The 22065-nt window shown below is 61.4% G+C and carries 15 protein-coding genes; 3 read left to right on the top strand and 12 right to left on the bottom strand.

Going from position 1 to position 22065, the window contains the following annotated elements:
• Window positions 1–18: 18 nt before the first annotated feature.
• The 7 genes from LQ215_RS29480 to LQ215_RS03020 all read right to left on the bottom strand — a co-directional run bounded on the left by LQ215_RS29480 (window position 19) and on the right by LQ215_RS03020 (window position 6473).
• Complete coding sequence (locus LQ215_RS29480; RefSeq protein WP_003180680.1) at window positions 19–144, bottom strand: hypothetical protein; 126 nt, start codon at window positions 142–144, stop codon at window positions 19–21.
• A 173-nt stretch (window positions 145–317) separates the two neighbouring features.
• Entirely contained in the window at window positions 318–497 is a 180-nt protein-coding gene (locus tag LQ215_RS03045; RefSeq protein WP_003202673.1) for a hypothetical protein, read from the bottom strand.
• 156 nt (window positions 498–653) lie between these two features.
• Window positions 654–1829 carry a lactonase family protein gene (locus LQ215_RS03040; RefSeq protein WP_230147373.1) on the bottom strand — a complete coding sequence of 392 codons (1176 nt, stop codon included), beginning with the start codon at window positions 1827–1829 and terminating at the stop codon, window positions 654–656.
• Window positions 1816–2112 (bottom strand): DUF5629 family protein, encoded by a 297-nt coding sequence (locus tag LQ215_RS03035; protein WP_230147372.1) that lies wholly within the window; start codon window positions 2110–2112, stop codon window positions 1816–1818. The genes LQ215_RS03040 and LQ215_RS03035 overlap by 14 nt, the downstream gene beginning before the upstream one ends.
• A gap of 237 nt (window positions 2113–2349) precedes the next feature.
• Complete coding sequence (locus LQ215_RS03030; protein WP_230147371.1) at window positions 2350–3930, bottom strand: aldehyde dehydrogenase (NADP(+)); 1581 nt, start codon at window positions 3928–3930, stop codon at window positions 2350–2352.
• 12 nt (window positions 3931–3942) lie between these two features.
• Entirely contained in the window at window positions 3943–4935 is a 993-nt protein-coding gene (gene araD1, locus LQ215_RS03025) for an AraD1 family protein (RefSeq protein ID WP_230147370.1), read from the bottom strand.
• Between the two features lie 215 nt (window positions 4936–5150).
• Window positions 5151–6473 carry an MFS transporter gene (locus tag LQ215_RS03020; protein WP_230147369.1) on the bottom strand — a complete coding sequence of 441 codons (1323 nt, stop codon included), beginning with the start codon at window positions 6471–6473 and terminating at the stop codon, window positions 5151–5153.
• Between the two features lie 193 nt (window positions 6474–6666).
• On the opposite strand from LQ215_RS03020, the gene LQ215_RS03015 reads away from it, so the two are divergent.
• The 3 genes from LQ215_RS03015 to LQ215_RS03005 all read left to right on the top strand — a co-directional run bounded on the left by LQ215_RS03015 (window position 6667) and on the right by LQ215_RS03005 (window position 14192).
• Window positions 6667–8403: an IlvD/Edd family dehydratase gene (locus tag LQ215_RS03015; RefSeq protein ID WP_230147368.1), complete on the top strand. Its 1737-nt coding sequence runs from the start codon at window positions 6667–6669 to the stop codon at window positions 8401–8403.
• Window positions 8404–8657: 254 nt separating this feature from the next.
• Window positions 8658–9377: a FadR/GntR family transcriptional regulator gene (locus LQ215_RS03010; RefSeq protein ID WP_230147367.1), complete on the top strand. Its 720-nt coding sequence runs from the start codon at window positions 8658–8660 to the stop codon at window positions 9375–9377.
• 138 nt (window positions 9378–9515) lie between these two features.
• Entirely contained in the window at window positions 9516–14192 is a 4677-nt protein-coding gene (locus tag LQ215_RS03005) for a dermonecrotic toxin domain-containing protein (protein WP_230147366.1), read from the top strand.
• Window positions 14193–14389: 197 nt separating this feature from the next.
• Here the strand turns inward: LQ215_RS03005 and LQ215_RS03000 are convergent, their stop codons facing one another.
• From LQ215_RS03000 to LQ215_RS02980, 5 genes are all read right to left on the bottom strand, one after another.
• Window positions 14390–16765, bottom strand: coding sequence for an efflux RND transporter permease subunit (locus tag LQ215_RS03000; RefSeq protein ID WP_230147365.1), 2376 nt, complete (start codon window positions 16763–16765; stop codon window positions 14390–14392).
• 43 nt (window positions 16766–16808) lie between these two features.
• Window positions 16809–17861 (bottom strand): WD40/YVTN/BNR-like repeat-containing protein, encoded by a 1053-nt coding sequence (locus LQ215_RS02995; RefSeq protein ID WP_230147364.1) that lies wholly within the window; start codon window positions 17859–17861, stop codon window positions 16809–16811.
• Window positions 17862–18266: 405 nt separating this feature from the next.
• The gene (pepN, locus tag LQ215_RS02990) at window positions 18267–20924 is read right to left on the bottom strand and encodes an aminopeptidase N (protein WP_230147363.1); all 2658 of its coding nucleotides are present in this window, start codon (window positions 20922–20924) and stop codon (window positions 18267–18269) included.
• A 13-nt stretch (window positions 20925–20937) separates the two neighbouring features.
• Window positions 20938–21768: a DUF2797 domain-containing protein gene (locus LQ215_RS02985; RefSeq protein ID WP_230147362.1), complete on the bottom strand. Its 831-nt coding sequence runs from the start codon at window positions 21766–21768 to the stop codon at window positions 20938–20940.
• Entirely contained in the window at window positions 21765–22025 is a 261-nt protein-coding gene (locus tag LQ215_RS02980) for a YeaC family protein (RefSeq protein ID WP_003202701.1), read from the bottom strand. The genes LQ215_RS02985 and LQ215_RS02980 overlap by 4 nt, the downstream gene beginning before the upstream one ends.
• Window positions 22026–22065 lie beyond the last annotated feature (40 nt).

The following is a 22065-nucleotide window of genomic DNA, read 5'->3' as shown; positions in this document are numbered from 1 at the left end:
CATTGTTGCCCAATCCGATCAGTCGCTAAGCAAACTCAACAATCGCTCACGCGCCACCTCAAGCTCGCCGGAATCCGGCTGCGCCGCAGAGACAATCGGGGTGGAATAGAGAAACAGCAACATCACTGCCAGACGCATCGCCATGGTTCGATCCTTATCGGCAAAGGAGTCAATTTGTCAGCGTCAAATTTAAACACATGGCCAAGTGATATTACAGCGGGATTTCTCCAGAAACGGCGAAGCCTGCGATCTTTTCTCTTGCACCTGTGGGTCGGTGAAGATGAAAAGATCGCAGGCTTCGGTCGTTGCGCGAGATTTCAGTGTTGGGTCTTGTGGTCCAGCGCCGCATAGAAGTTGGCGCTTTGTTGCAGGTATTTCTCGGTGTAGCTCTGGGTGCGATTTTTCTTGTCGCTGATCTCGACGCTGGCACTGGCGGGCAACGCCACGGTGGCAGAGATAGCGGAAGCGGCGATCACGGAAAACAGATTCAGATTCATGGCGGTAGACCTCGGATTCAGTTGGCTGACTTGCCCGGTTGGGCCGTGAAGCAAACTTACGCGCCGAGGCGTCCTGCGTTGAAATGCTTTACATCACTTGCGAATATCAGTCTCGTTGATACAACGGCGCAGGCCCCGAAAAACGGGGCCTGCGCTCTATTGCCGGACGATGAACTTCAAATCGCTGGGCGCATCCATCGGCATTTTCTGCACGGTTTTACCCAGCAGGCCGGTCTTCGGGTCGCGCTCGATCACCACGATCTGGTTGCTCTTCTGGTTGGCAACCAGCAGGAATTTCCCGCTCGGGTCGAGGCTGAATTCCCGTGGATGATCGCCTTCCACCGAGCGCCGCTGCAGCTCTTTGAGCGTGCCTGCGGCCGGGTCGATGGCGAACACCAGCACTTCGTTGGTGGTGCCACGGTTGCTGACGTAAAGGAATTTGCCATCCCTGGACGCATGCAGCGCAGCCGCCGCCCTGCCCGGCTGCGGCTTGCCGGCCGCCAGGTCGACCAGTTGACGCTGGGTCAATCGCCCGTCCTGATAGTCGAACACTGCCACTTGCGCGCTCATTTCCATGGTCAGCCAGGCGTGCTTGCCATCAGCGCTGAACAGCAGGTGACGCGGGCCGCTGCCAGGCGGCAACTGTACGAAGGCTGGATCGGCGGCGGTCAATGGCAGCTCTGGATTGGCCTTGGGGTCGTAGCGGTAGATGAACACCTTGTCCGCCCCCAGGTCGTTGGCGAACACGTACTTGCCATCGGGCGAGGACACTGCGGCGTGCACATGGGCCGACATCTGCCGCTCGGGGTTGACCTTGCTCGGCTGGTGACTGCTCAACTGCACCACGGGAGCCAGCTTGCCATCGGCGTCCACCGGCAATACCGCCAGGGCGCCGCCCGGGTCTTCCACCACCGAGTAGTTGCTGACCAGCAGATGCCGGCCATCACCGCTGAGGCTGGAATGGGTCGGCTCGTTGCCCAGGGACTGCACCTGGTTGATCAGGCTCAGTTCATGGGTCTTGGGGTCGATGGCGTAGCTGCTGACCTTGCCCACCGGGTCTTTCTGGCCCGGCCCGTTTTCGTTGACCACGAACAGCCGGGTCATGTCCTTGGAAAGGGTCAGCCACGACGGGTTGTCGGTCTTGATCACTTGCAACGGCTTGGCATCGAGCTGGCCGGTGCGGCTGTCGAATTGCATCCGGTAGATGCCCTGGCTCTGGCCGGCGGTGTAGGAACCCACCAGCAGTTGATGGCGCTCATCGGTGCCTGCCTGGACGCCCATGGCGCCCACGCTGCCGGCCATCAGCAACGGCCAGAGACTACGCATTTTCATCTTCGTCGTCCTCATCGTCGTGGCCGCTGGTGGCTTCCACGCACTCCAAGTGGTGATCGCCCGAATCGCTGGTGATGATCCAGTGGTTCAGGGTTTTATCGAATGTCGCGACCTGCATCTGCACTGGCGTGAAACGCCAGTGCTCGAGGGTGCGGCCGTTCATGCACTCGACGTGCAATTGGTCCTGCTCATCGAGAGAGAAATCGAATGCGTGCAGCCCGTCGATAATCAACATGTCGCAGGATTCGAGGGCTAGCAGCAGGGTGTCGGTTACGGCAGTCATGGTGATCAGTCGGTCGTTGGGAAAGTCGTCATGATAACCCAATGTGGGCGTGGGCCTTGGGCCATAAGGTTCGAAAGCGATTTCGGCTGGAAGATCGCCATCGCGAGCAAGCTCGCTCCCACAGTTGGATTTTCAGCGAACACAAATTCTGTACTCACCAAAGCCCCCTGTGGGAGCGAGCTTGCTCGCGATGAGGCCGGCACATTCAACTTGAATGCAACGGCCTCACCGAAACCCTCAGAGCGCCTCGCGCCCCGGCACGCCATCCACCAACCGCAGGAGCCCCAACGGGTTGGCGTTCTTCAGCGGCTCGGGCAGCAGGCTGTCCGGGTAGTTCTGGAAACATACCGGACGCAGGAAACGATCGATCGCCAGGGTGCCCACCGACGTACCACGGGCATCGGACGTCGCCGGATAAGGCCCGCCGTGCACCATCGAATCACACACCTCCACCCCGGTCGGATAACCGTTGAGCAGGATGCGGCCAACCTTCTGCTCCAGCAGCGGCGTCAGTTCGCTGAACCGTTCGAAGTCCGCCGGCTCACCGATCATCGTTGCCGTCAGTTGGCCGTGCAGGCCGTTCAGCGCGGCGGTCAGTTGCGCCTGGTCCGCGACTTCGACAAACACCGTGGTCGGACCGAACACTTCTTCCTGCAACGCCTCGTCACCGTTGATCAGCAGGCTGGCGTCGGCCTTGAACAACTGCGGCTGGGCCTGGTTGCCCTGCTGCTCGCGCCCGGCCAAATGCTCGATGCCCGGGTGAGCCAGCAACTTTTGCAGGCCCTTGCCGTAGCTTTGCAGCGTGCCGGCGTTGAGCATGGTTTGGGGCGCCTGGTCGCCAATCAACGCCGCCACCTGCTGGGTGAAGGCGGTGAACTGCGGCGAACGAATCCCGATCACCAGGCCAGGGTTGGTGCAGAACTGACCGCAGCCCTGCACCACCGAGGCGGTCAGGTCACGCGCGACGCTCTCGGCGCGGGTTTGCAGCGCCTGCGGCAACACGATCACCGGGTTGATGCTCGACATCTCGGCAAACACCGGGATCGGCTGCGGCCGTGCGGCGGCCATGTCGCACAGGGCACGCCCGCCCTTGAGGGAACCGGTGAAACCCACGGCCTGGATCGCCGGATGCTTGACCAGCCATTCGCCAACGCCACCGCCGTAGATCATGTTGAACACACCCGCCGGCATCGCGGTCTTTTCAGCCGCACGGATGATCGCATCGGCCACGTGCTCGGCGGTCGCCATGTGGCCGCTGTGGGCCTTGAACACCACCGGGCAACCGGCCGCCAGGGCCGACGCCGTGTCGCCACCGGCGGTGGAAAACGCCAGGGGGAAGTTACTGGCGCCAAACACCGCCACCGGCCCCAGGCCGATGCGGTACTGACGCAAGTCCGGACGCGGCAACGGCGTGCGCTCAGGCAGCGCACGGTCGATGCGCGCACCGTAGAAATCACCACGGCGCAAGACCTTGGCGAACAAACGCATCTGGCCGCTGGTGCGACCGCGCTCGCCCTGGATCCGTGCCGCCGGCAACGCGGTTTCACGGCAGACCACGGCCACGAACGCATCGCCCAAGGCGTCCAGCTCATCGGCAATGGCCTCGAGGAACTCGGCCCGGCGCACCGCACTCAGGCTGCGGTAGGCCGGATAAGCCGCCGCAGCGGCCTTGGCGGCGGCGTCGACTTCTTCGGCCGTGGCCTGGACGAAGTCGTGGGGCAAGGCCTCGCCGGTACTGGCGTCGACGCTCTGCAGGCGCGTCTGGCCGGCCGCGCTGCGCGCCCCGCCGATGTAGTTGTGGCCAAGGATCTGGTTCATCGCAAGTCTCCTTTAAAGTGTGCCGATAGTACCCGGGTTGAACACCGCGTCCACCGGGGCAATGCCATTGACCAGCGGCGCGCCGAATTCAGCCTGGCTGATTTCGAACACATCCCCCGGCTGCGTGCGGATGCCATCGGCGAACGACAGGGTCGCGGTGCCGAAGAAGTGAACATGGACATCCCCCGGGCGCAGGAACTGACTGTACTTGAAATGGTGGAACTCCAGGTTTTCGAGGCTGTGGCACATGTTCGCCTCGCCGCTGAGGAATTCGTTCTGCCACAGCACTTCGCCGTTGCGCAGGATACGACTGGTCCCGGACAGATGTTGAGGCAGTTCACCCACGCGAAGTTCCGGGCCAAAACTGCAACTGCGCAATTTCGAATGGGCCAGGTACAGGTAATTCTTGCGTTCCATCACGTGGTCGGAAAACTCGTTGCCCACGGCAAAGCCCAGGCGATAGGGCTTGGCGTCGTGGCCGATGACATACAGGCCGCTGATTTCAGGCTCTTCGCCAGCATCTTCGGCAAAGGGCGGCAACGGGAACGGATGGCCCGGGCGGACCACGATGCTGCCGTCGCCCTTGTAGAACCATTCCGGTTGCACGCCAGCCTGCCCGGCCTGGGGTTTGCCGCCCTCCACGCCCCACTTGAAGATGCGCATGGTGTCGGTCATGGCCGCTTCGTCGCCCGCCTGCTGGTGCATCTTGTCCCGGGCCGAGGCGCTGCCCAGGTGGGTCAGGCCGGTGCCGCTGACCAACAGGTGCGCCGGGTCCGGGTGGTCCAGTGGCGGCAAGATGCGCAGCTCACCGAGCAACCGAGCGTAGTCATGGCTCGCCCCCAGGCCCAGGCTGTCGACCTGTTGCTCAAGCTTCACGCCCGCTTCGATAGCCGCCAGCGCCAGCTCGCGTACGGTGCGAGCGCCCTGCACTTCGCGCACCTGATCGCCCTCGACCACGCCGACGCGGCGTTCGCCGTTACTCAATTCGAACTGAACTAAACGCATATCTTTCTCCTTGTAAGCAAAACTTGAATAGGCGTAGCAGGCTTTTGTGGTGTAGGAGCTGCCGAAGGCTGCGATCTTTTGATCTTTCGCTCAGGACTCAATTGTCTGGAACAAGATCGCAGCCTCGTTGCACTCGACAGCTCCTACACAGCTCCTACACGCAGTCGAGCGGGAGCAAGATCCCTTGCCACAAAAAGCTCGCTCCCACAGTGACCTCAGGTACGTGTCGCCCCGCGGGCGCTGGCCGCGAACTGGTCCGCCGGCAGCACGTGCTTGCGCTCCAGCAGGCGATAGACCACGCCGGTCAACACCAGGCCGAATACCATCACACACGACAGGAAATACAGCCCCGAGGCCAGGTTGCCGGTGTACTCCTTCAGCGCACCGATCACGAACGGGCCGATGTAGCCGCCCAGGTTGCCCACCGAGTTGATCAACGCGATGCCCGCCGCCGCACTGGCGCCGGCAAAGAAGCGCCCCGGCAAGGTCCAGAACACCGCCGTGCAGGAAAACAGCGCGAACGCCACCAGGCACAGCGCCGCCAATTGCAACACCGGCACCGACAACCAGGCGCTGAGGAACAGGCCGATGGCGCCCAGCACGTACAACACGGCCAGGTGACCGTAGCGGTCGTTCAAGCGGTCGGAGCTGCGGGGAATGATCAGCAAACCGACGATGCCGAAGATGTAGGGCACCGACGACACGAAACCGGTCACCAGGTCGCTGCCGCCGAACTGCTTGATCAGCGTCGGCAACCACAGGCCCAGGCCGTAGATACTCAAGGTCACCGGCAGGTAGAACAGCGCCAGCAACAAGACGCGTTTGTCTTTCAGGGCATGCAGCGGATTGCCGTGACGGGTCTGGCCGTATTCCTGCAGGTCTTTATTCAGTTCACCGGTCAGCCAGTCCTTCTCGGCCTGGTCCATCCATTTCACTTGTTGCGGGCCGTCCGGCAGGTAGCGCAGCACCGGCCAGGTCAACAGCACCGCGGGCAGGCCGATGACGATGAACAGCCACTGCCAGCCGTGCAGGCCAAGGATGCCGTCCATGCCCAGCAAACCACCGGACACGGGACCGGTGATCATCATCGCGATGGGTTGGGAAAGAATGAACAGGCCCAGGATCTTGCCGCGATGGCGCACCGGGAACCACTGGGTGATGTAGTACAGCACGCCCGGGAAGAACCCGGCTTCAGCCGCGCCGAGCAAAAAGCGCATCACATAGAAGCTATGCGGGCCTTGTACGAACGCCATGCCAATGGTGATGGCGCCCCAGGTGATCATGATCCGGGCGAACCAGCGCCGGGCACCGAAGCGTTCCAACATCAAGTTGCTGGGGATCTCCAGCAGGAAATAACCGATGAAAAACAACCCTGCACCCAGGCCGTAGGCGGCGTCGCCGATACCCAGGTCGGCACCCATGTGCAGCTTGGCAAAGCCCACCGCAGAGCGGTCCACATAGGCGATCAGGTACAGCAGGATCAGGAAGGGAATCAGTTTCAGCGTGATGCGACGTATAAGCCGCAATTCCTGGCTCATGGGACCGGTCTCCGATTGTTGTTGTTATGGAACCTCGGGGGATTTCTCTCGCGAATGACCGCCAGGACAATCCCTCCATCGAATTGGACTATATAGTAATACTATTTACCCAACAACACTTCCAAACCGCACAAATTGCGCTTATGTTACGCTTCAGCTAGAACAATATAGTCATACAATAAGAGAATCGATCATGTCTGATAAGAAACCCTCCCTGCGCTCGGCCCAATGGTTTGGCACCGCCGACAAGAACGGCTTCATGTACCGCAGCTGGATGAAAAATCAGGGCATCGCCGACCATCAGTTCCATGGCAAGCCGATCATCGGCATCTGCAACACCTGGTCGGAGCTGACGCCGTGCAACGCGCACTTCCGGCAAATCGCCGAACACGTCAAGCGCGGTGTGATCGAGGCCGGGGGCTTCCCGGTGGAATTCCCGGTGTTCTCCAACGGCGAATCGAACCTGCGCCCCACCGCCATGCTGACCCGCAACCTGGCGAGCATGGACGTGGAAGAGGCGATTCGCGGCAACCCGATTGACGGCGTGGTGCTGCTCACCGGTTGCGACAAGACCACCCCCGCCCTGCTGATGGGTGCCGCCAGTTGTGACGTACCGGCCATCGTCGTGACCGGTGGGCCGATGCTCAATGGCAAGCACAAGGGCCAGGACATCGGCTCCGGCACGGTGGTCTGGCAATTGAGCGAACAGGTCAAGGCCGGCACTATCACCATTGACGATTTCCTCGCGGCCGAGGGCGGCATGTCCCGTTCGGCCGGCACCTGCAACACCATGGGCACCGCCTCGACCATGGCCTGCATGGCCGAAGCCCTCGGTACTTCGCTGCCGCACAACGCAGCGATTCCGGCCGTGGACGCACGGCGTTATGTGCTGGCCCATATGTCCGGCATGCGCGCCGTGGAAATGGTCCGTGAAGACCTGAAACTGTCGAAGATCCTGACCAAGGAAGCCTTCGAAAACGCCATCCGCGTCAATGCGGCCATCGGCGGTTCGACCAACGCGGTGATCCACCTCAAGGCCATTGCCGGCCGCATCGGTGTGCAATTGGACCTGGACGACTGGACCCGCATCGGTCGCGGCATGCCGACCATCGTCGACCTGCAGCCGTCCGGGCGCTTCCTGATGGAAGAGTTCTACTACGCCGGCGGCCTGCCCGCCGTGCTGCGCCGCCTCGGCGAAGCCAACCTGATTCCCCATCCGAACGCCTTGACCGTCAACGGCAAGAGCCTCGGCGAGAACACCAAGGACGCACCGATCTACGGCCAGGATGAAGTCATCCGCACCCTGGACAACCCGATCCGCGCCGACGGCGGTATCTGCGTACTGCGCGGCAACCTGGCGCCACTGGGCGCAGTGCTCAAGCCGTCCGCCGCCACCGCCGAACTGATGCAGCATCGCGGACGTGCGGTGGTGTTCGAGAATTTCGACGAGTACAAGGCACGGATCAACGACCCGGAACTGGACGTGGACGCCGACTCGATCCTGGTGATGAAAAACTGCGGGCCGAAGGGTTATCCAGGCATGGCCGAAGTCGGCAACATGGGCTTGCCGGCCAAGCTGCTGGCCCAGGGTGTGACGGACATGGTGCGGATTTCCGACGCCCGCATGAGCGGCACCGCCTACGGCACGGTGGTGCTGCACGTGGCACCGGAAGCCGCCGCCGGCGGACCTCTGGCGGCAGTGAAGGAAGGCGACTGGATCGAACTCGATTGCGCCAGCGGCCGCCTGCACCTGGACATCCCGGACGCCGAACTCGCGGCGCGCCTGGCCGACCTGCCGCCACCGCAGAACCTGTTGGTGGGCGGTTACCGGCAGTTGTACATCGACCACGTGCTGCAAGCGGACCAGGGCTGTGACTTCGACTTCCTGGTCGGTTGCCGCGGTGCCGAGGTGCCGCGTCACTCTCATTAACCCTACCCATCCCCTTGCGGGTACCCCCTGCGGGAGCAAGCTTTTGTGGGAGCTGAGCTTGCTCGCGATAGCGGTGTAACAGACAACAGAGATGTTGACTGCAAGTGCCTCATCGCGAGCAAGCTCAGCTCCCACAAAAAAGCCCGCTCCCACAATGGGTCTGCATCCAAATCAAAAATCGCATTAGCGACCCGCCATCGCTGCGCCTGCTATGATGCGCAGCACTCCCTCCGCACAGGATCGCGCCACGCCCCATGGATTACCGCAAACCCTCCGACCGCAAAAGCATGCACGCGCGCATCGTCCAGGAACTGGGCATGCAGATCGTTTCCGGGCGCTTCAAACCGGACGATAAACTGCCCGCTGAAGCCTTGCTATGCGAAGAGTATGCGGTCAGCCGCCCGGTGCTGCGCGAAGCCACGCGAGTGCTGGTCGCCAAGGGCCTGGTGTATTCGCGCCCGCGCGTGGGCACGGTGGTCAAGCCCCGGCGGGAATGGCACATGCTCGACCCGGATGTGCTGCATTGGCTGATGCAGAGCAGCCCGCAAAATGAATTTTTCAACCTGCTGACCAGCGTGCGCAGCATCATCGAGCCGGCGGCCGCTGCCCTGGCCGCACAGTTCGCCAACGAGGACGACATCGCTTCCATCCGCGAGGCCTACCAGCGCATGGAAGCGGCCCCGACCCCCGAGGCCGTGCTGCAACCGGACCTGGACTTCCACAGCCGCATCGCCGACGCCACCCACAACGACCTGCTCGCCAACCTCTGCAACATGTTGTCAGTGGCCATCGCCGAGGCGCTCAAGCATTCCAACCAACGGCCCAACCTGCATGAACTGGCGATGCCGCGACACAAGGCGATCCTCACCGCCATCGAGAACCGCGATGCCCTCGGTGCCCGCCATGCCACGCTGGTGCAGCTGGACGATGCCCGCAGCGCGCTGAATGTAGTGCTGGGCAGCGATCCAGCCTGATACTTCCCGTTGCCAGTCGCCTCGCCAAGACTCGCGCTCAACAGTGCGGTAACTATGTACCGCACAGCGCATTGAAGAAATTCCGAAACTGGCGTGGTCGTCATCCCGATGACCACGACCCCAGGAAAAGGATTTCTTATGACCTCTCCCTCTCCGGCTGACAGCCCTTGCGCATTTTCGCAAAACATCAGCCAGCGATTTGCCGGACGCCCGACGTTCGAGCAGGTCGCGCAACAAACACTGCAACAGGCGATCCAGAAAAAATTTCCCACCCTGAACATCGACCTGTCCAAAACCAAACTGGCAACCCCGGATGTGGCCGCTCGCGGTTGGCGCTTTCAGCCTTTCATGCGCCTAGTGCTCGATTACCTGAGCCTTGGCACCCCCCTGGACTTCAAGCCACGAGGGAACTTCGACTGTTATCTTTCCGATGCCCCGCCGCGCCGCCTTAAATCAGGCGGTTACAGCCTGGACATGAAGGTTATCGAAAAGCTCGTGCTTGAACTGCCCTTGACGGTACCGATCGAGCTGGAAGATGCCCTGACCCGCTATTGGAACACCGACATTGATGACGCCACCCAATCCGATGCCGGCTTGTCCACCAACCGCTGGCAATGGCTCAGCGACACCCTGCGCAACATGCTGCATATCCAAGGGCTGCAACAAACCGGATTGAGTGAGCCGGTGCGCAACGCCCTGGACCAGATCGTCCGTTGGCCCGACCGCGAACAGCGTTTCAAAGACAATGTCCCGCCCGTCTACGCTTACAGCTTGCAAAGCGCCGTCACCTACGGTGCCTCCACGGCGCAATTGCCAAGCAGCGAGATCCTGCTGTTGCATTACACCCCCGACGGCCTGGTCATCATGCTTTGCAGCCCTGACAGCGCCGTGCGGACCTTCGATTCACTGGAGGCCTTCAATGAAGATTGGGCCGAGCGGATTGCCAACGCCTACCTCGTCGACAGCGTTACCTGCCAACGCTACGAAATAGGCGGCAACGCCTTCGATACCCAGGCGCAACTGATTCTGGAACAGCAACTGGCGGACCTGAGGGCTGTGCAATTGCCCTCGCGGATCGGCCCGCAGAAGCTGGGGATGCTCTATAGCGAGCTGAGCGATCCGGCTCGCGCCATGGACGGGGCCACATGCCTGGCGCCGCAGGCAGCGGCACAACTGCGGCCGATACTGCCCGCCTGGCTCAAAACAGCGGCCAGCGTCGACCAGGCGAGGTTCCAGCGCTACAGCCTGGCGATGGCCAGCGTCAAGAGACGCAGCCAAGTGCGGCTCCCTTTGAGCGACATCAGGGCTTTCGCGGCTGACGCGTTGCTCAGCCAGATGAGTAAGACCAACGACAATGACAAGGCCAAGGCTGAGCCCAACCGCTTCCAACCGGACGATGTGGAACTGATCTTCACGGTCTCCGCCGGGTATCCCGGGGCTGTCGGCATCAGCGAGAAAAGGACAATGAGCCTGACGCAACTGGCCATCGACAACCTCATTGCGCGCCCCAGTGGAAACCTGGTGCTCAGCCATCGCCGCGGTTTGACACTGCCTGCATGGTTGACGCCGGACTACATCACCCGTCGGGGTGGGCTGATCGAACAAGTCGACATTGGCACGACCTACCCTCGCTACCTGCAACAGGAGTTGTTGGGCGACTCGCCTCAAGCGCTTGACTACCAACGGATCTTTGCGGAACAGGTCCCGGCGCAGCTACCGCTCGAAGCGCTGCAGCAAGTACTCGGCAACGAAAACGGCATGACCCGTCAAGGGCTGCGCCTGATTGAGGCGCTGCTGCAACCCGACGCAAGCGACCAGCAGGTCAATGGTCGCCCCGTGGCCATCCAACACTTGGCCTTCCTGAGCAAGCCCCTGGCCCGGCCCGACATCGTGAGCAATATGTTCATTATCGAGGCGCAGGACACCCGCGCCGGTCCGCACGTGTTGTATCGCCCCCTGTATACGCCCGTACTGATGGAGTTCCCGACGCGTCAGGCGCTGTTGCAGTCTGTCGTCAGCGACACCGAACTGCAGAAAAGCGTCCTGACCTGGATGTCCGACGACGCCCGCCCGGTGTACGCCAATGGCGGCTTCCTGCAGCCGCACATCGTGCACTTTTTCCAGGGCGACGAGTTCAGCGTTCCTGAAGTGCCCGCCCCCGCGACGCTCGCCATCCAGGCCGATAGCGATGAACTGCTGCAATACCTGCGCAACGGCAAGCTGATGCAATACCTGTATGGCTGCAACGCCCAAGCCTTGATCACCCAGGCCGACCGCGCTTCGGTTTCCAACAGCGAAAGCCGCTGGGCGGCGCTGCTCAAGGGTGGGAGCCTGTTGTTCAATACGTTGCTGTTCCCATTGCTACGCGGTCCGACCATGACCGTCGCTTGGCTATGGAGCCTGATGGCCGCCGCCAGCCATGACATTCCGGACCTGGGCAGTGCCGATCCCGTGACGCGGGAACTGGCCGCTGTCGATTTGCTGGTCAACCTTGCCATGTTGGTGACCCAGTTTCCTTCCATCCAGGCACCTGTTCGCCCTTCCGTGCCCATATCGATCAAGGAACAAGCGATGCACGCCCCCGCGCCGCGCCTCGTTGCACAGCAATGGCCCGCACCCGACCTGCCGAGGATCCGCCAGGGATCCATTGGCTTGCCTGGCGCCCCCCCCAACACCTTCCTCGATTTCAGCTTCAGCAATCCCCAGAACCGGCTGACGCAGGAACAACGCACCCGTATCCAGCGCATGCAGGTACCACGCCCCGCATCATTGCCTACGCCGATCCCGTACGGGCCGTTAAAGGGTTTGTATTTGATCGCCGGAAAGTGGCATGCGTTGGTCCAGGACGGCCTGTATCGAGTCGACTCGGATCCGGAAGGCCAGGTCACGATTATCGACCCGCTTGATCCGGCACGGACGGGCCCCGCCCTGCGAGCAGATCCCGATGGCAACTGGTCCCTGGACCTGCGCTTGCGCCTGCTCGGGGGCGCACCGCCCAAACGCATGGCCGACCTCCGTCGCCAGAATGCCCGCAGAACCGACGAGCTGACCCAAGAACTGAACAATTTCGTCACCCAGCAGGTCGACCAACAACGCGCCATCGACGTTGCCCAACAGGTGATGACCCTGTTCCAGGAAGGAAGCCGCTATTCCGAAGAACAACGCGCGCCGAAGCGAAAAATTTATTACGAGCTGCTCAATGAACAGACCGCCATTTATCTAAAGCTGTTGGACAGCGCAGAGGAGCGCGCGCGGCTGAAAATTGAGCTCCCGTCTGTAATGCGGCGCGCGCTGATGGAAAATGTGATCAACAATGCCCGCAAATCTGCCGCGGTCATCGAGACGGATATGGATGCCATCATTGCCGCCAATCCAGGGTTTGGGCTAAAGCCTGTGGAAGAAGTGGTGACCAGAGATATGGAGGGCTATATGAGGTACCTGAATGTCCTCTGTGAACTCAATGATCGCGCCATTCATTGGCTGGAACTCAAGGACGGCTATCTGGAGAAGCTGCTGAACCTGGATTCCGCCGGAGTGCAAGCGTTCGAACGCCTGACCAGCGACCGACTGGGAGAAAAAAACGCAATAGGCGTCAAGGCCTTTCAGCTGTCCTTGCTCACGTTGCTGGCGATCAAGAGGCTCGGAACCAGCTTATCGAATAGTTTGTATCTCGTCGTCAAACGACTGGACGAGTCGATGCGCTCCCATTCGAACCTGCAATTGTACGAACTGTCCCCCTCAGACCAGCTTGAGGTGTTGACCAGTCTGACCGAGCATTATGGTGAAGCACTGGACGCCCTGCAGGGCATGAAAACCCTCTATGCCGACGACATCCAGGAAGCCAACTTCGACAGGTTGATCAAACTGGTTGAGAGCATGTATCAGGATACGTCCGGCAAATTGGCAGCAGAAGTCAAACCGGAACCGACACCACGCAAACGTGCGCCCAGGCGTACGAAAGCGCCCAGCGGCCAGCCTCAGAAAAAAGTGATCAAGACTCGAAAGAATGGCGTGCTGATCGGCGATCTGAAACCGGCCGGCACCTCACTGCCGATTGAAGTTGTCGAGTTGCGTTCCCAGGTCGACGATAAGGTGATTGCCACCTATTCGCAGCATGGCGAAGTGTGGGACCCCGTCGACGTACGCCGGCCGACACCCGCGCCAAAAACCCGGTCGGTCAATGCCATCAAGCGCGACGCAAAAGAGTTGCTCGACCAACTGGACGTCCGTCTGCGCCGTGCCGAAGGCTACAAGAGTCGCTGCCGTCACCCTCAGGAAATCGAAGAGATCATGAACAATGAGGCGAGTCGCTTTCGCACGATCTCGGAAGAACTCGACAGGGCCTACGCTGCCAGGCAAACCGAACGGACCCAGGCGGATCAAGCCTTGAGTCAAAGCCTTTCAGAGGCCATTTCCACGCTCACAGCCAAGGGCACTGCCTTGCGCATCGAACTGAGCATGCGACTGCCGCCTACCGACGGCAACCTTAGCTACCTGTTCGACAAAAATCTCATCCAGGTCGCGCGGCTCGGCGGGCGCAAGGCACTGAAAGGGACTCGAAAGGATTTTCTGCAGGAATACGCCGTCAACGACCGTAACGGGGCTGCCCTGTGGTATGCCCATTTCCACTACGAAAAAATCGATACGCCGAAGGCTAACTACAGCGTCGCGCATCTGAAAACCAAGGAACAGCGTCGAGAAGACTATTATTCCCTGCTCTCCAAGGCTAATAGCCCTTATGCGGTAGTGAATGTGCATCGAGGGACAATCGGCAAGCCCCTGGCGCAAAGCAAATTCTTGCCGTTGGCGACCTGATTACAACACAAGCGCAAGGATAGTGATGCCGCTCCCCCGGCTCCCGCTGGCTGTGGAGCTGTGTAGGAGCTGACGAGTGCAACGAGGCTGCGATCTTTCCCTTGACCATTGAGTCGAAAGTGAAAGATCAAGATCAAGATCAAAAGATCGCAGGCTTCGCCAGCTCCTACAGGGGCCAGGGGGAGCAAGCTACCCAATCAATGAGCAAACAACGAATTGCCCTTCTGCCCCGCCAGTTTCTCAGGCTTGATCAGGAACCGCGCCAGCGCTGGCAGCAGCCACAACGCGCCGAACATGTTCCACAGCAACATGAACGTCAGCATCAGGCCCATGTCGGCCTGGAACTTGATGGCCGAGAAGATCCAGGTGCACACACCAATGGCCAGGCACAAACCGGTGAACAGCACCGCCTTGCCGGTGGACTTCAGCGTCTGGTAGTACGCTTCCTGCAACGGCAGCCCGGCGCGCAGGAAACTCTCCAGACGACTGTAGATATAAATCCCGTAGTCCACGCCAATCCCCACGCCCAGGGCCACCACCGGCAAGGTCGCGACCTTCACGCCAATGCCCATGAACGCCATCAGGGCGTTGCCCAGCACCGAGGTCAGCACCAGCGGCAGCACGATGCACAGCGTCGCCGCCCAGGAGCGGAAGGTGATCATGCACATGGTTGCCACGCAGATGTACACCAGGATCAGGATGGTCAGCTCCGATGCCTTGATCACTTCGTTGGTGGCCGCTTCGATACCAGCGTTACCGGCGGCAAGGATGAACTCCAGGCCATCGCGGTTGTTTTGCTTGGCGAAATCCTGCACCGCCTTCACCGCGCGGTCCAACGTCTCGGCCTTGTGGTCGTTGAGGAACACCAGCACCGGTGCCAGGGAGCAACTGTTGTTGTACAGGCCATCGGCCCGGGCGATGGAGTTGTTCAGCACGTCAGGGTTGCGCGACAGGGTTTCCCATTTCAGGTTGCCCTCGTTCATGCCCTTGATCATTTGCTTGGACACGGTCACCAGGGAAATCGCCGACTGCACGCCCTCGGTGTTCTGCATCTTCCACATCAACTCATCGATGGGGGCCATGGCTTCATAGCGCGAACAGCCTTCGGCCTTGGTCTTGACCATCACCACCAGTACATCGGAGCTGGTGGAGTAATTGCTGATGATGAAGTTGTTGTCCTGGTTGTAGCGCGAGTCCGGACGCAGTTCCGGCGCGCCCTGGTCCAGGTCGCCGATCTTCAGGTTCTGGCTGTACCAGAGGCCACCGCCAAAGGCGATCACCGCCAGGGCAATGGACACCGGCGCGACCTTGGCGCTGGCGAAGTTCGACAGCAGGCGCCAGAACGGATGTTCGCGGGTCGCGTCTTTCTTGCTGCGCTCGACCGCACGCTTGCTGATGCCGGCGTAGGAGATCGCCACCGGTAGCAGGATCAGGTTGGTGAACACGATCACCGCCACGCCGATGGAGGCGCCAATGGCCAGTTCGCGGATCACGCCGATGTCGATGATCAGCAGGGTGATGAAACCCACGGCGTCCGCCAGGATCGCGATCATCCCCGGCAGGAACAACTGCCGGAAGGTTCGCCGCGCCGCCGTCAGGGCATTGTCCGCATCGCTGGACTGCAAGGCGATGCCGTTGATTTTCTGCACCCCATGGGAAATGCCGATGGCGAAGATCAGGAACGGCACCAGCATCGAGTACGGATCCAGGCCGAAACCGGCCGCGTGCATCAGCCCCAACTGCCAGACCACCGCCACCAGGGTGGTGGTCAAGACCGCGACGGTACTGCGCATGCAGTGGGTGAACCAGTACAGCAGGATCAGGGTGATGACGAAAGCCACGCCGAAGAACAGCACCACCATGACCAAGCCGTCGATCAGGTCGCCGACCTTCTTGGCGAAACCGACGATATGGATCTGCACGTTGGGGTTCTGTGCTTCGAACTTGTTGCGGATCTTGTCTTCAAGCTCGTGGGAAAACTTCCGGTAGTCGAGGGCGAGCAACTTGCCCTGGTCCTGCGGGTCGGGATAGGACTCCAGCAGCGGGATGTCGATGATGCTCGACTTGAAGTCGTTGGCCACCAGGCGCCCGACCTGGCCGGACTTGAGCACGTTGTTGCGCAGCAGGTCGAGGCTGTCGGCCGAACCGTTATAGCTCTGGGGAATCACCTCGCCGCCGGCAAAGCCCTCCTCCGTCACTTCGGTCCAGCGCACGCTCGGGCTCCACAACGACTTGAGCCCGGAACGGTCGACACCGGAAATGTAGAACACCTCGTCGTGGATCTGGCGCAGGGTCTCCATGTATTCCTTGGAGAAAATGTCGCCGTTGGTGGCTTCCACGGAAATGCGCACCGTGTTGCCCAGGTTCGCCAGGTCGTTGCGGTGTTCGAGCATCTTCTGGATGAAGGGGTGCTCAAGCGGGATCATTTTTTCGAAACTGGTGGACGGCCGGATCAGCGTGGCCTGCCAGAACAGGAAAATGCTGACCAGCAGGCAAATGATGATCACTGCCGGGCGGTTGTTGAAAATCAGGCGCTCGAGGAACGTCGCCTTGTCTTGGTGATGACTGCTCATGGGGTCCGCCTTCTTGTTTTTGTGCCCGTCTTGCAGGCGTGACTCATTTGCTCAGTTCGGCGCCGGTGGACGTGGTGGCACGAACGCCGCCTTGCCCCGCCAGAATCAGGTTGCCGTTGCCTGCCGCCGTGACGGCGGCCACGGAAATTCGGTCCGGGCGGTTGAACACGCTGAAGGTCTCGCCGTCGTCGGTACTGCGCACGACGCTGCCGCCGTTGCCGACAATCACGATGGAACCGTCCGCCAGCAGCGTGGCGCCTGAGAGGCCGAACTCCAGGGCTCCGCGCGCGGCCTTGAGCTCGACCTGATCCCAAGTGCCGCCGAAGTCGGTGGAACGATAGAGGTTGCCGCGCAAGCCATAGGCCAACAGCGTCGAGGGCTGGGCAGTGCCGACGACGCCGAACAGCGAGCCTTCGTACGGGCCTTCGAGCTTTTCCCAGGTCTGGCCCCAATCGGCGGAGCGGAACATGCTGCCGGCCTCGCCGACGATGAACAGCCCGGCATCTTTCACGGCGGCTATCGCATTGAGGTGGAACTGGTCTTCGTTTTCGAGGCGGTCGCTGGCGTCTTCCCAGTGCTTGCCGCCGTCGGTGGTTTCCAGCAGTGCGCCGTAGGCGCCCACGGCGAAACCGTTGCTGGCATCCTTGAACCAGACGTCCAGCAGGGGTGCTTCGCGGGTGAGGTCTTCGAATTGCTTGGTCCAGGTGCTGCCGCCGTCATCGCTGGCGAGGATCTGCGCGTCGTGCCCCACGGCCCAGCCGTGTTTATCATCGACGAAAAATACCGCCGTGAGCAGTTGGCGAGTCGGCACCTTGGCCTGGGTCCAGGACTTGCCCTGGTCGTCCGAATAGACAATGTGCCCGCGGTCACCGACCGCCACCAGGCGCTGGCCGGCGTGGACCACATCGAGCATCAGGCTTTTGCTGGCCTTGGCCGACTCGACGGAATAGATGACATCGGACGTCGACGCCGCAACGGCCATCACCGGTGCCGACAACAGCGCAGAGCCCAGCAGCGAGAGCGCCGAAGCCAGCAACGCGACCCTGCGCAGCATCGGCGGCCGGCAGCGGCCCACAGCCATGACAGGCTCATTCATAGACCTTTCCCCCATTATTATTGTTATGGCTTGGTACGTTGCCAGTCCTGGAGCATAGTCCTGAAACCTGCAATCTAGAGCCACTTCGGAAGCAGACCTATCCTATCGGGCTTTCGAAAGGTCTGACAATCGACGCCGCGTTATCTTTTGTTAACCGGGGGGATATCGGCCAAGGGTGAATCAGAAGACATTCGTGAGGGTGATGAATGTGGCGAGGGACCTTGCTCCCGCTGGCCTCTGTAGGAGCTGGCGAAGCCTGCGATCTTTTGATCTTTCGCTTGAGATTCAAGTGTCTGGGGAAAGATCGCAGCCTCGTTTCACTCGACAGCTCCTACACAGCTCCTACACAGCTCCTACAGCCAGCGGGAGCAAGCTTCCTCGCCACAAAGGTAAGGCAGTGCCTGTTTATGCCAGGCTCTTGCTCACCACCTCGAAGACATCGGCGGACAGCCCGCCGGACGCCAGGATGCGTTCCAGCTCGGCTTTCATCAGCGCCTGGCGGGCGCTGTCGTATTTGCGCCAGCGAGTCAGCGGGGCCAGTTGCCGGGAGGCGATCTGCGGGTTGAAGCCATTGAGCTGGATGACCAGGTCCGCGAGGAAGCGATAACCCGAACCGTCGGCGGCGTGGAAGTTGATCAGGTTCTGCCCGGCAAACGCCCCCACCAGCGCCCGCACCTTGTTCGGGTTCTTGATATTGAACGCCGGGTGCTCCATCAATGCCTTGACCCGCGCCAGGCCACCCGGCAACGGGCTGCCGGCCTGGACGCTGAACCATTGGTCCATGACCAGTGGGTTGCCCTTGAAGTTCTCCGCAAACACTTGCAGCGCCTTGGCCTTCTCGGCTTCGAATGGCGAGTTGACCAGCACCGCCAGCGCGGTCAGGCGCTCGGTCATGTTGTCGGCGGTGTCGAACTGCTCCAGGGTCGCGCTCAGCACCTCAGGCTTGCCGGTGAGCATCAGGTACGACAGCGCGATGTTCTGCAACGCGCGACGAGCGAAATGCTCGGCCTCGGCCACGTAAGGGGTCTTCTTCGACAGGTCGCGGTTGGCTGCGTAACGCAGCCACAGGGCTTCGAACAGGTTGTCGGCCAACTGCTGGCGGGCGAACTCACGAGCGGCATGGATCGCCTCGACGTCAGCCACTTCGCTGATTTCCGTCAGGTAGGCTTCGCTTGGCAGCGAGAGCATTTCGGCGACCATGGCCTGGTCCAGGGACTCATCCGTCAGCACGCTGCGCAGCGCACTGACCAGGCGCGGATCCAGCGCGAGCTTGGCGCCCTGCTGATGTTGGGCGATCAGTTCCTGCAACACCTGCACCGACAGCTGCTGGCCGGCATCCCAGCGGTTGAAGCCGTCGCTGTCGTGTTGCATGAGGAACATCAACTGGTCGCGGTTGTACGGGAAGCTCAGCTTCACCGGCGCCGAGAAACCCCGCAGCAACGAAGGCAGCGGCTGTTCGGCGATGTCGACAAAGGTGAAGGTCTGCTCGGCTTCGGTCACCGAGATCACTCGGGACGTGCCGTCTGCCGCGGCTTCACCGGCCAGGCGCAGAGGGATTTCAGCACCCTGGCTGTCCAGCAGGCCGAGCTCCACGGGAATCACGAATGGCAGTTTTTCCTGCTTGTCCGGGGTCGGCGGGCAGCTCTGGCTGAACGTCAGGCTGTAGGTCTTGGCGGCGGCGTCGTAAGACTCGCTCACCGCCAGCCGTGGTGTACCGGCCTGGCTGTACCAACGCTTGAACTGGGTCAGGTCGACGCCATTGGCATCTTCCATGGCCTTGATGAAGTCATCACAGGTCACAGCCTGGCCGTCGTGGCGTTCGAAGTACAGGTCACTGCCCTTGCGGAAACCCTCAGCCCCCAGCAGGGTGTGGATCATGCCGACCACTTCCGAGCCCTTTTCGTACACGGTCAGGGTGTAGAAGTTGGAGATCTCGATAAAACTGTCCGGACGCACCGGATGCGCCATGGGGCCGGCGTCTTCGGCGAACTGGTGGGTACGCAGATACGCCACGTCCTGGATACGCTTGACCGTGGCGGAGTTCATGTCGGCCGAGAACCCGGCGTCGCGGAACACCGTGAAACCTTCCTTGAGCGACAGCTGGAACCAGTCGCGGCAGGTCACGCGGTTGCCCGACCAGTTATGGAAGTATTCGTGGGCAACGATCGCCTCGACCCGCTGGTGCGCGGCATCGGTGGCGGTTTCGGCGCGGGCCAGCACGGCGCTGGAGTTGAAGATATTGAGGCCCTTGTTCTCCATGGCGCCCATGTTGAAATCGTTGACCGCGACAATCATGAAGATGTCCAGGTCGTACTCGCGCCCGTATACCTCTTCGTCCCAGCGCATCGACTTCTTCAGGCTGGTCATGGCGTGCTGGCATTTGTCGATGTTTTCCGGCTCGACATAGATGCGCAGCGCCACAGTGCGCTCGCTCAGCGTGGTGAAAGTGTCTTCGACGCACCACAGGTCGCCGGCCACCAGGGCAAACAGGTAGGCCGGCTTCTTGAACGGGTCTTCCCAGGTCGCCCAGTGCCGGCCCTCTTCGCCGGGGCCGCTGGCAATCGGGTTGCCGTTGGACAGCAGCACCGGATAGCTGTGCTGCTCGGCCACCACGGTGGTGGTGAACTTGCTCATCACATCCGGGCGGTCGAGGTAATAGGTGATCTTGCGGAAACCCTCGGCCTCGCACTGGGTGCAGAACATGCTGCCGGACTTGTACAAACCTTCCAGGGCGGTGTTGGTTTCCGGGTGGATCCGCACGGTGGTGTCGACCGTGAAGGCCTGGGCCTTGGGGTGCAGGGTCAGGTGGCTGTCGTCCAGCTGATAGTCGCCCTGCCCCAGGTCGGCATCATCGAGCTTGAGCGAGATCAGCTCCAGGTGCTGGCCATCGAGCACCAGCGGCGGCAGCCCGGCGCCACGCTCAGGGTTGCGGCGCATCACCAGTTGCGCATGGACCAGGCTGTGGTCCTCGAACAACTCGAAGGTCAGGTGCGTCTCATCGATCAGGTACTCGGGCGCCTGATAGTCCTTCAGGTAAATCATCTTCGGTTGTTCGGTGCGCATGGGTCGAATCCTTCTACTGATGCACGGCGAGCTGGTAGGCCGTGTATTTACGAATGTTGATCACGCCGGTGTCAAAAATCAGGTACTGGCCCTTGATCCCCAGCAGCGTGCCTTCGGCGATCGGGTCCTTGTCCAGGTTGAAGCTGACGATCTTGGCCGGGTACTGCTCCACCGGATAACGGATCTCGATGGGCTCGACGTCCGCTATGGTCTGGATCGCTTGCAGGCCGAATCGTTCCTGCAAGCCCTGCAATCCCTGGGCGCAGCTTTCGAACAGCGCGTCGCGGATCGCCGGCAGGTCCACCGCCACGGCGTCGCCCTTGAGCAAGGCGCGCCAGTTGGTCTTGTCCGCCACCTGGCTGCGGAACAGGTCTTCGACAAACCCCGATTGCTGGCGGGTGGCGACCCGCAGGATCGGCAGCGCCTGGCTGGCGCCCTGGTCCAGCCAACGGGTCGGCAATTGCGTGGCGCGGGTGATGCCGACTTTCACGCCCGAGGAGTTGGCCAGGTAGACCACATGATCGGTCATGCAGAATTGCTCGCCCCAGGCCGGGTCGCGGCAGGTGCCCGCCTCGTAATGGCAACGCTCGGGGCTCATGATGCACAGGTCGCACTGGGCCAGCTTGGTCATGCAGGGGTAGCAATAACCCTGGCTGAAGCTGGTCTTGGTCCGGCGTCCGCAGTGGGTGCAATGGATTGCGCCGAGGTACTCCAGGCGCACCGTGCTGCCGATCAACGGATTGACCGGCACCTCGACATCGCCCAGGCGAAAGGCGTATTGAACGGTCGGCCCGTCAAGGCGTGCCGACATCTTGCTGATTGCACCGCGGCCAATCTCGATCAATGGATGGCGTCCGACTTGAACAGGATATTCGGCACTTCAGTGGACTTCGAATGACATTCCTGCGCGCCCATGTAACCGGTACGCTCCTCTTCGGGCAGGTTCTGGATTTCCCAGGCGATCATCGCCTGCAGCGACAGCTCGCGCTGCTCGGCGGTGAGCTTGTTGCCGTCGGCCCATTTACCGATTTCCACCGCCAGCTTCAGGCTCCGGTAGATGTCGGGGGTGATGTTCTGGATCATTTCGTTGAAGGAAGACATGGGTTCTCCGCGCAAATCGCGCATTCTCAAAAGACACAGG

Origin of the sequence: Pseudomonas brassicacearum, assembly GCF_918698105.1 — a bacterium.
Taxonomy (GTDB): domain Bacteria; phylum Pseudomonadota; class Gammaproteobacteria; order Pseudomonadales; family Pseudomonadaceae; genus Aquipseudomonas; species Aquipseudomonas brassicacearum_F.
Note: the sequence above shows the minus strand (reverse complement) of the source record. Positions and strands in the feature narration are given on the sequence as shown.

What these genes read in the sequence shown, in the direction of transcription:
- LQ215_RS03005 (WP_230147366.1), top strand. Translation starts at nt 9,516, where the DNA reads ATGACCTCTCCCTCTCCGGCTGACAGCCCTTGCGCATTTTCGCAAAAC.
- LQ215_RS03035 (WP_230147372.1), bottom strand. Translation starts at nt 2,112, where the DNA reads ATGACTGCCGTAACCGACACCCTGCTGCTAGCCCTCGAATCCTGCGAC.
- araD1 (WP_230147370.1), bottom strand. Translation starts at nt 4,935, where the DNA reads ATGCGTTTAGTTCAGTTCGAATTGAGTAACGGCGAACGCCGCGTCGGC.
- LQ215_RS03040 (WP_230147373.1), bottom strand. Translation starts at nt 1,829, where the DNA reads ATGAAAATGCGTAGTCTCTGGCCGTTGCTGATGGCCGGCAGCGTGGGC.
- pepN (WP_230147363.1), bottom strand. Translation starts at nt 20,924, where the DNA reads ATGCGCACCGAACAACCGAAGATGATTTACCTGAAGGACTATCAGGCG.
- LQ215_RS02980 (WP_003202701.1), bottom strand. Translation starts at nt 22,025, where the DNA reads ATGTCTTCCTTCAACGAAATGATCCAGAACATCACCCCCGACATCTAC.
- LQ215_RS03000 (WP_230147365.1), bottom strand. Translation starts at nt 16,765, where the DNA reads ATGAGCAGTCATCACCAAGACAAGGCGACGTTCCTCGAGCGCCTGATT.
- LQ215_RS03020 (WP_230147369.1), bottom strand. Translation starts at nt 6,473, where the DNA reads ATGAGCCAGGAATTGCGGCTTATACGTCGCATCACGCTGAAACTGATT.
- LQ215_RS03030 (WP_230147371.1), bottom strand. Translation starts at nt 3,930, where the DNA reads ATGAACCAGATCCTTGGCCACAACTACATCGGCGGGGCGCGCAGCGCG.
- LQ215_RS03010 (WP_230147367.1), top strand. Translation starts at nt 8,658, where the DNA reads ATGGATTACCGCAAACCCTCCGACCGCAAAAGCATGCACGCGCGCATC.
- LQ215_RS03015 (WP_230147368.1), top strand. Translation starts at nt 6,667, where the DNA reads ATGTCTGATAAGAAACCCTCCCTGCGCTCGGCCCAATGGTTTGGCACC.
- LQ215_RS02995 (WP_230147364.1), bottom strand. Translation starts at nt 17,861, where the DNA reads ATGAATGAGCCTGTCATGGCTGTGGGCCGCTGCCGGCCGCCGATGCTG.
- LQ215_RS29480 (WP_003180680.1), bottom strand. Translation starts at nt 144, where the DNA reads ATGGCGATGCGTCTGGCAGTGATGTTGCTGTTTCTCTATTCCACCCCG.
- LQ215_RS03045 (WP_003202673.1), bottom strand. Translation starts at nt 497, where the DNA reads ATGAATCTGAATCTGTTTTCCGTGATCGCCGCTTCCGCTATCTCTGCC.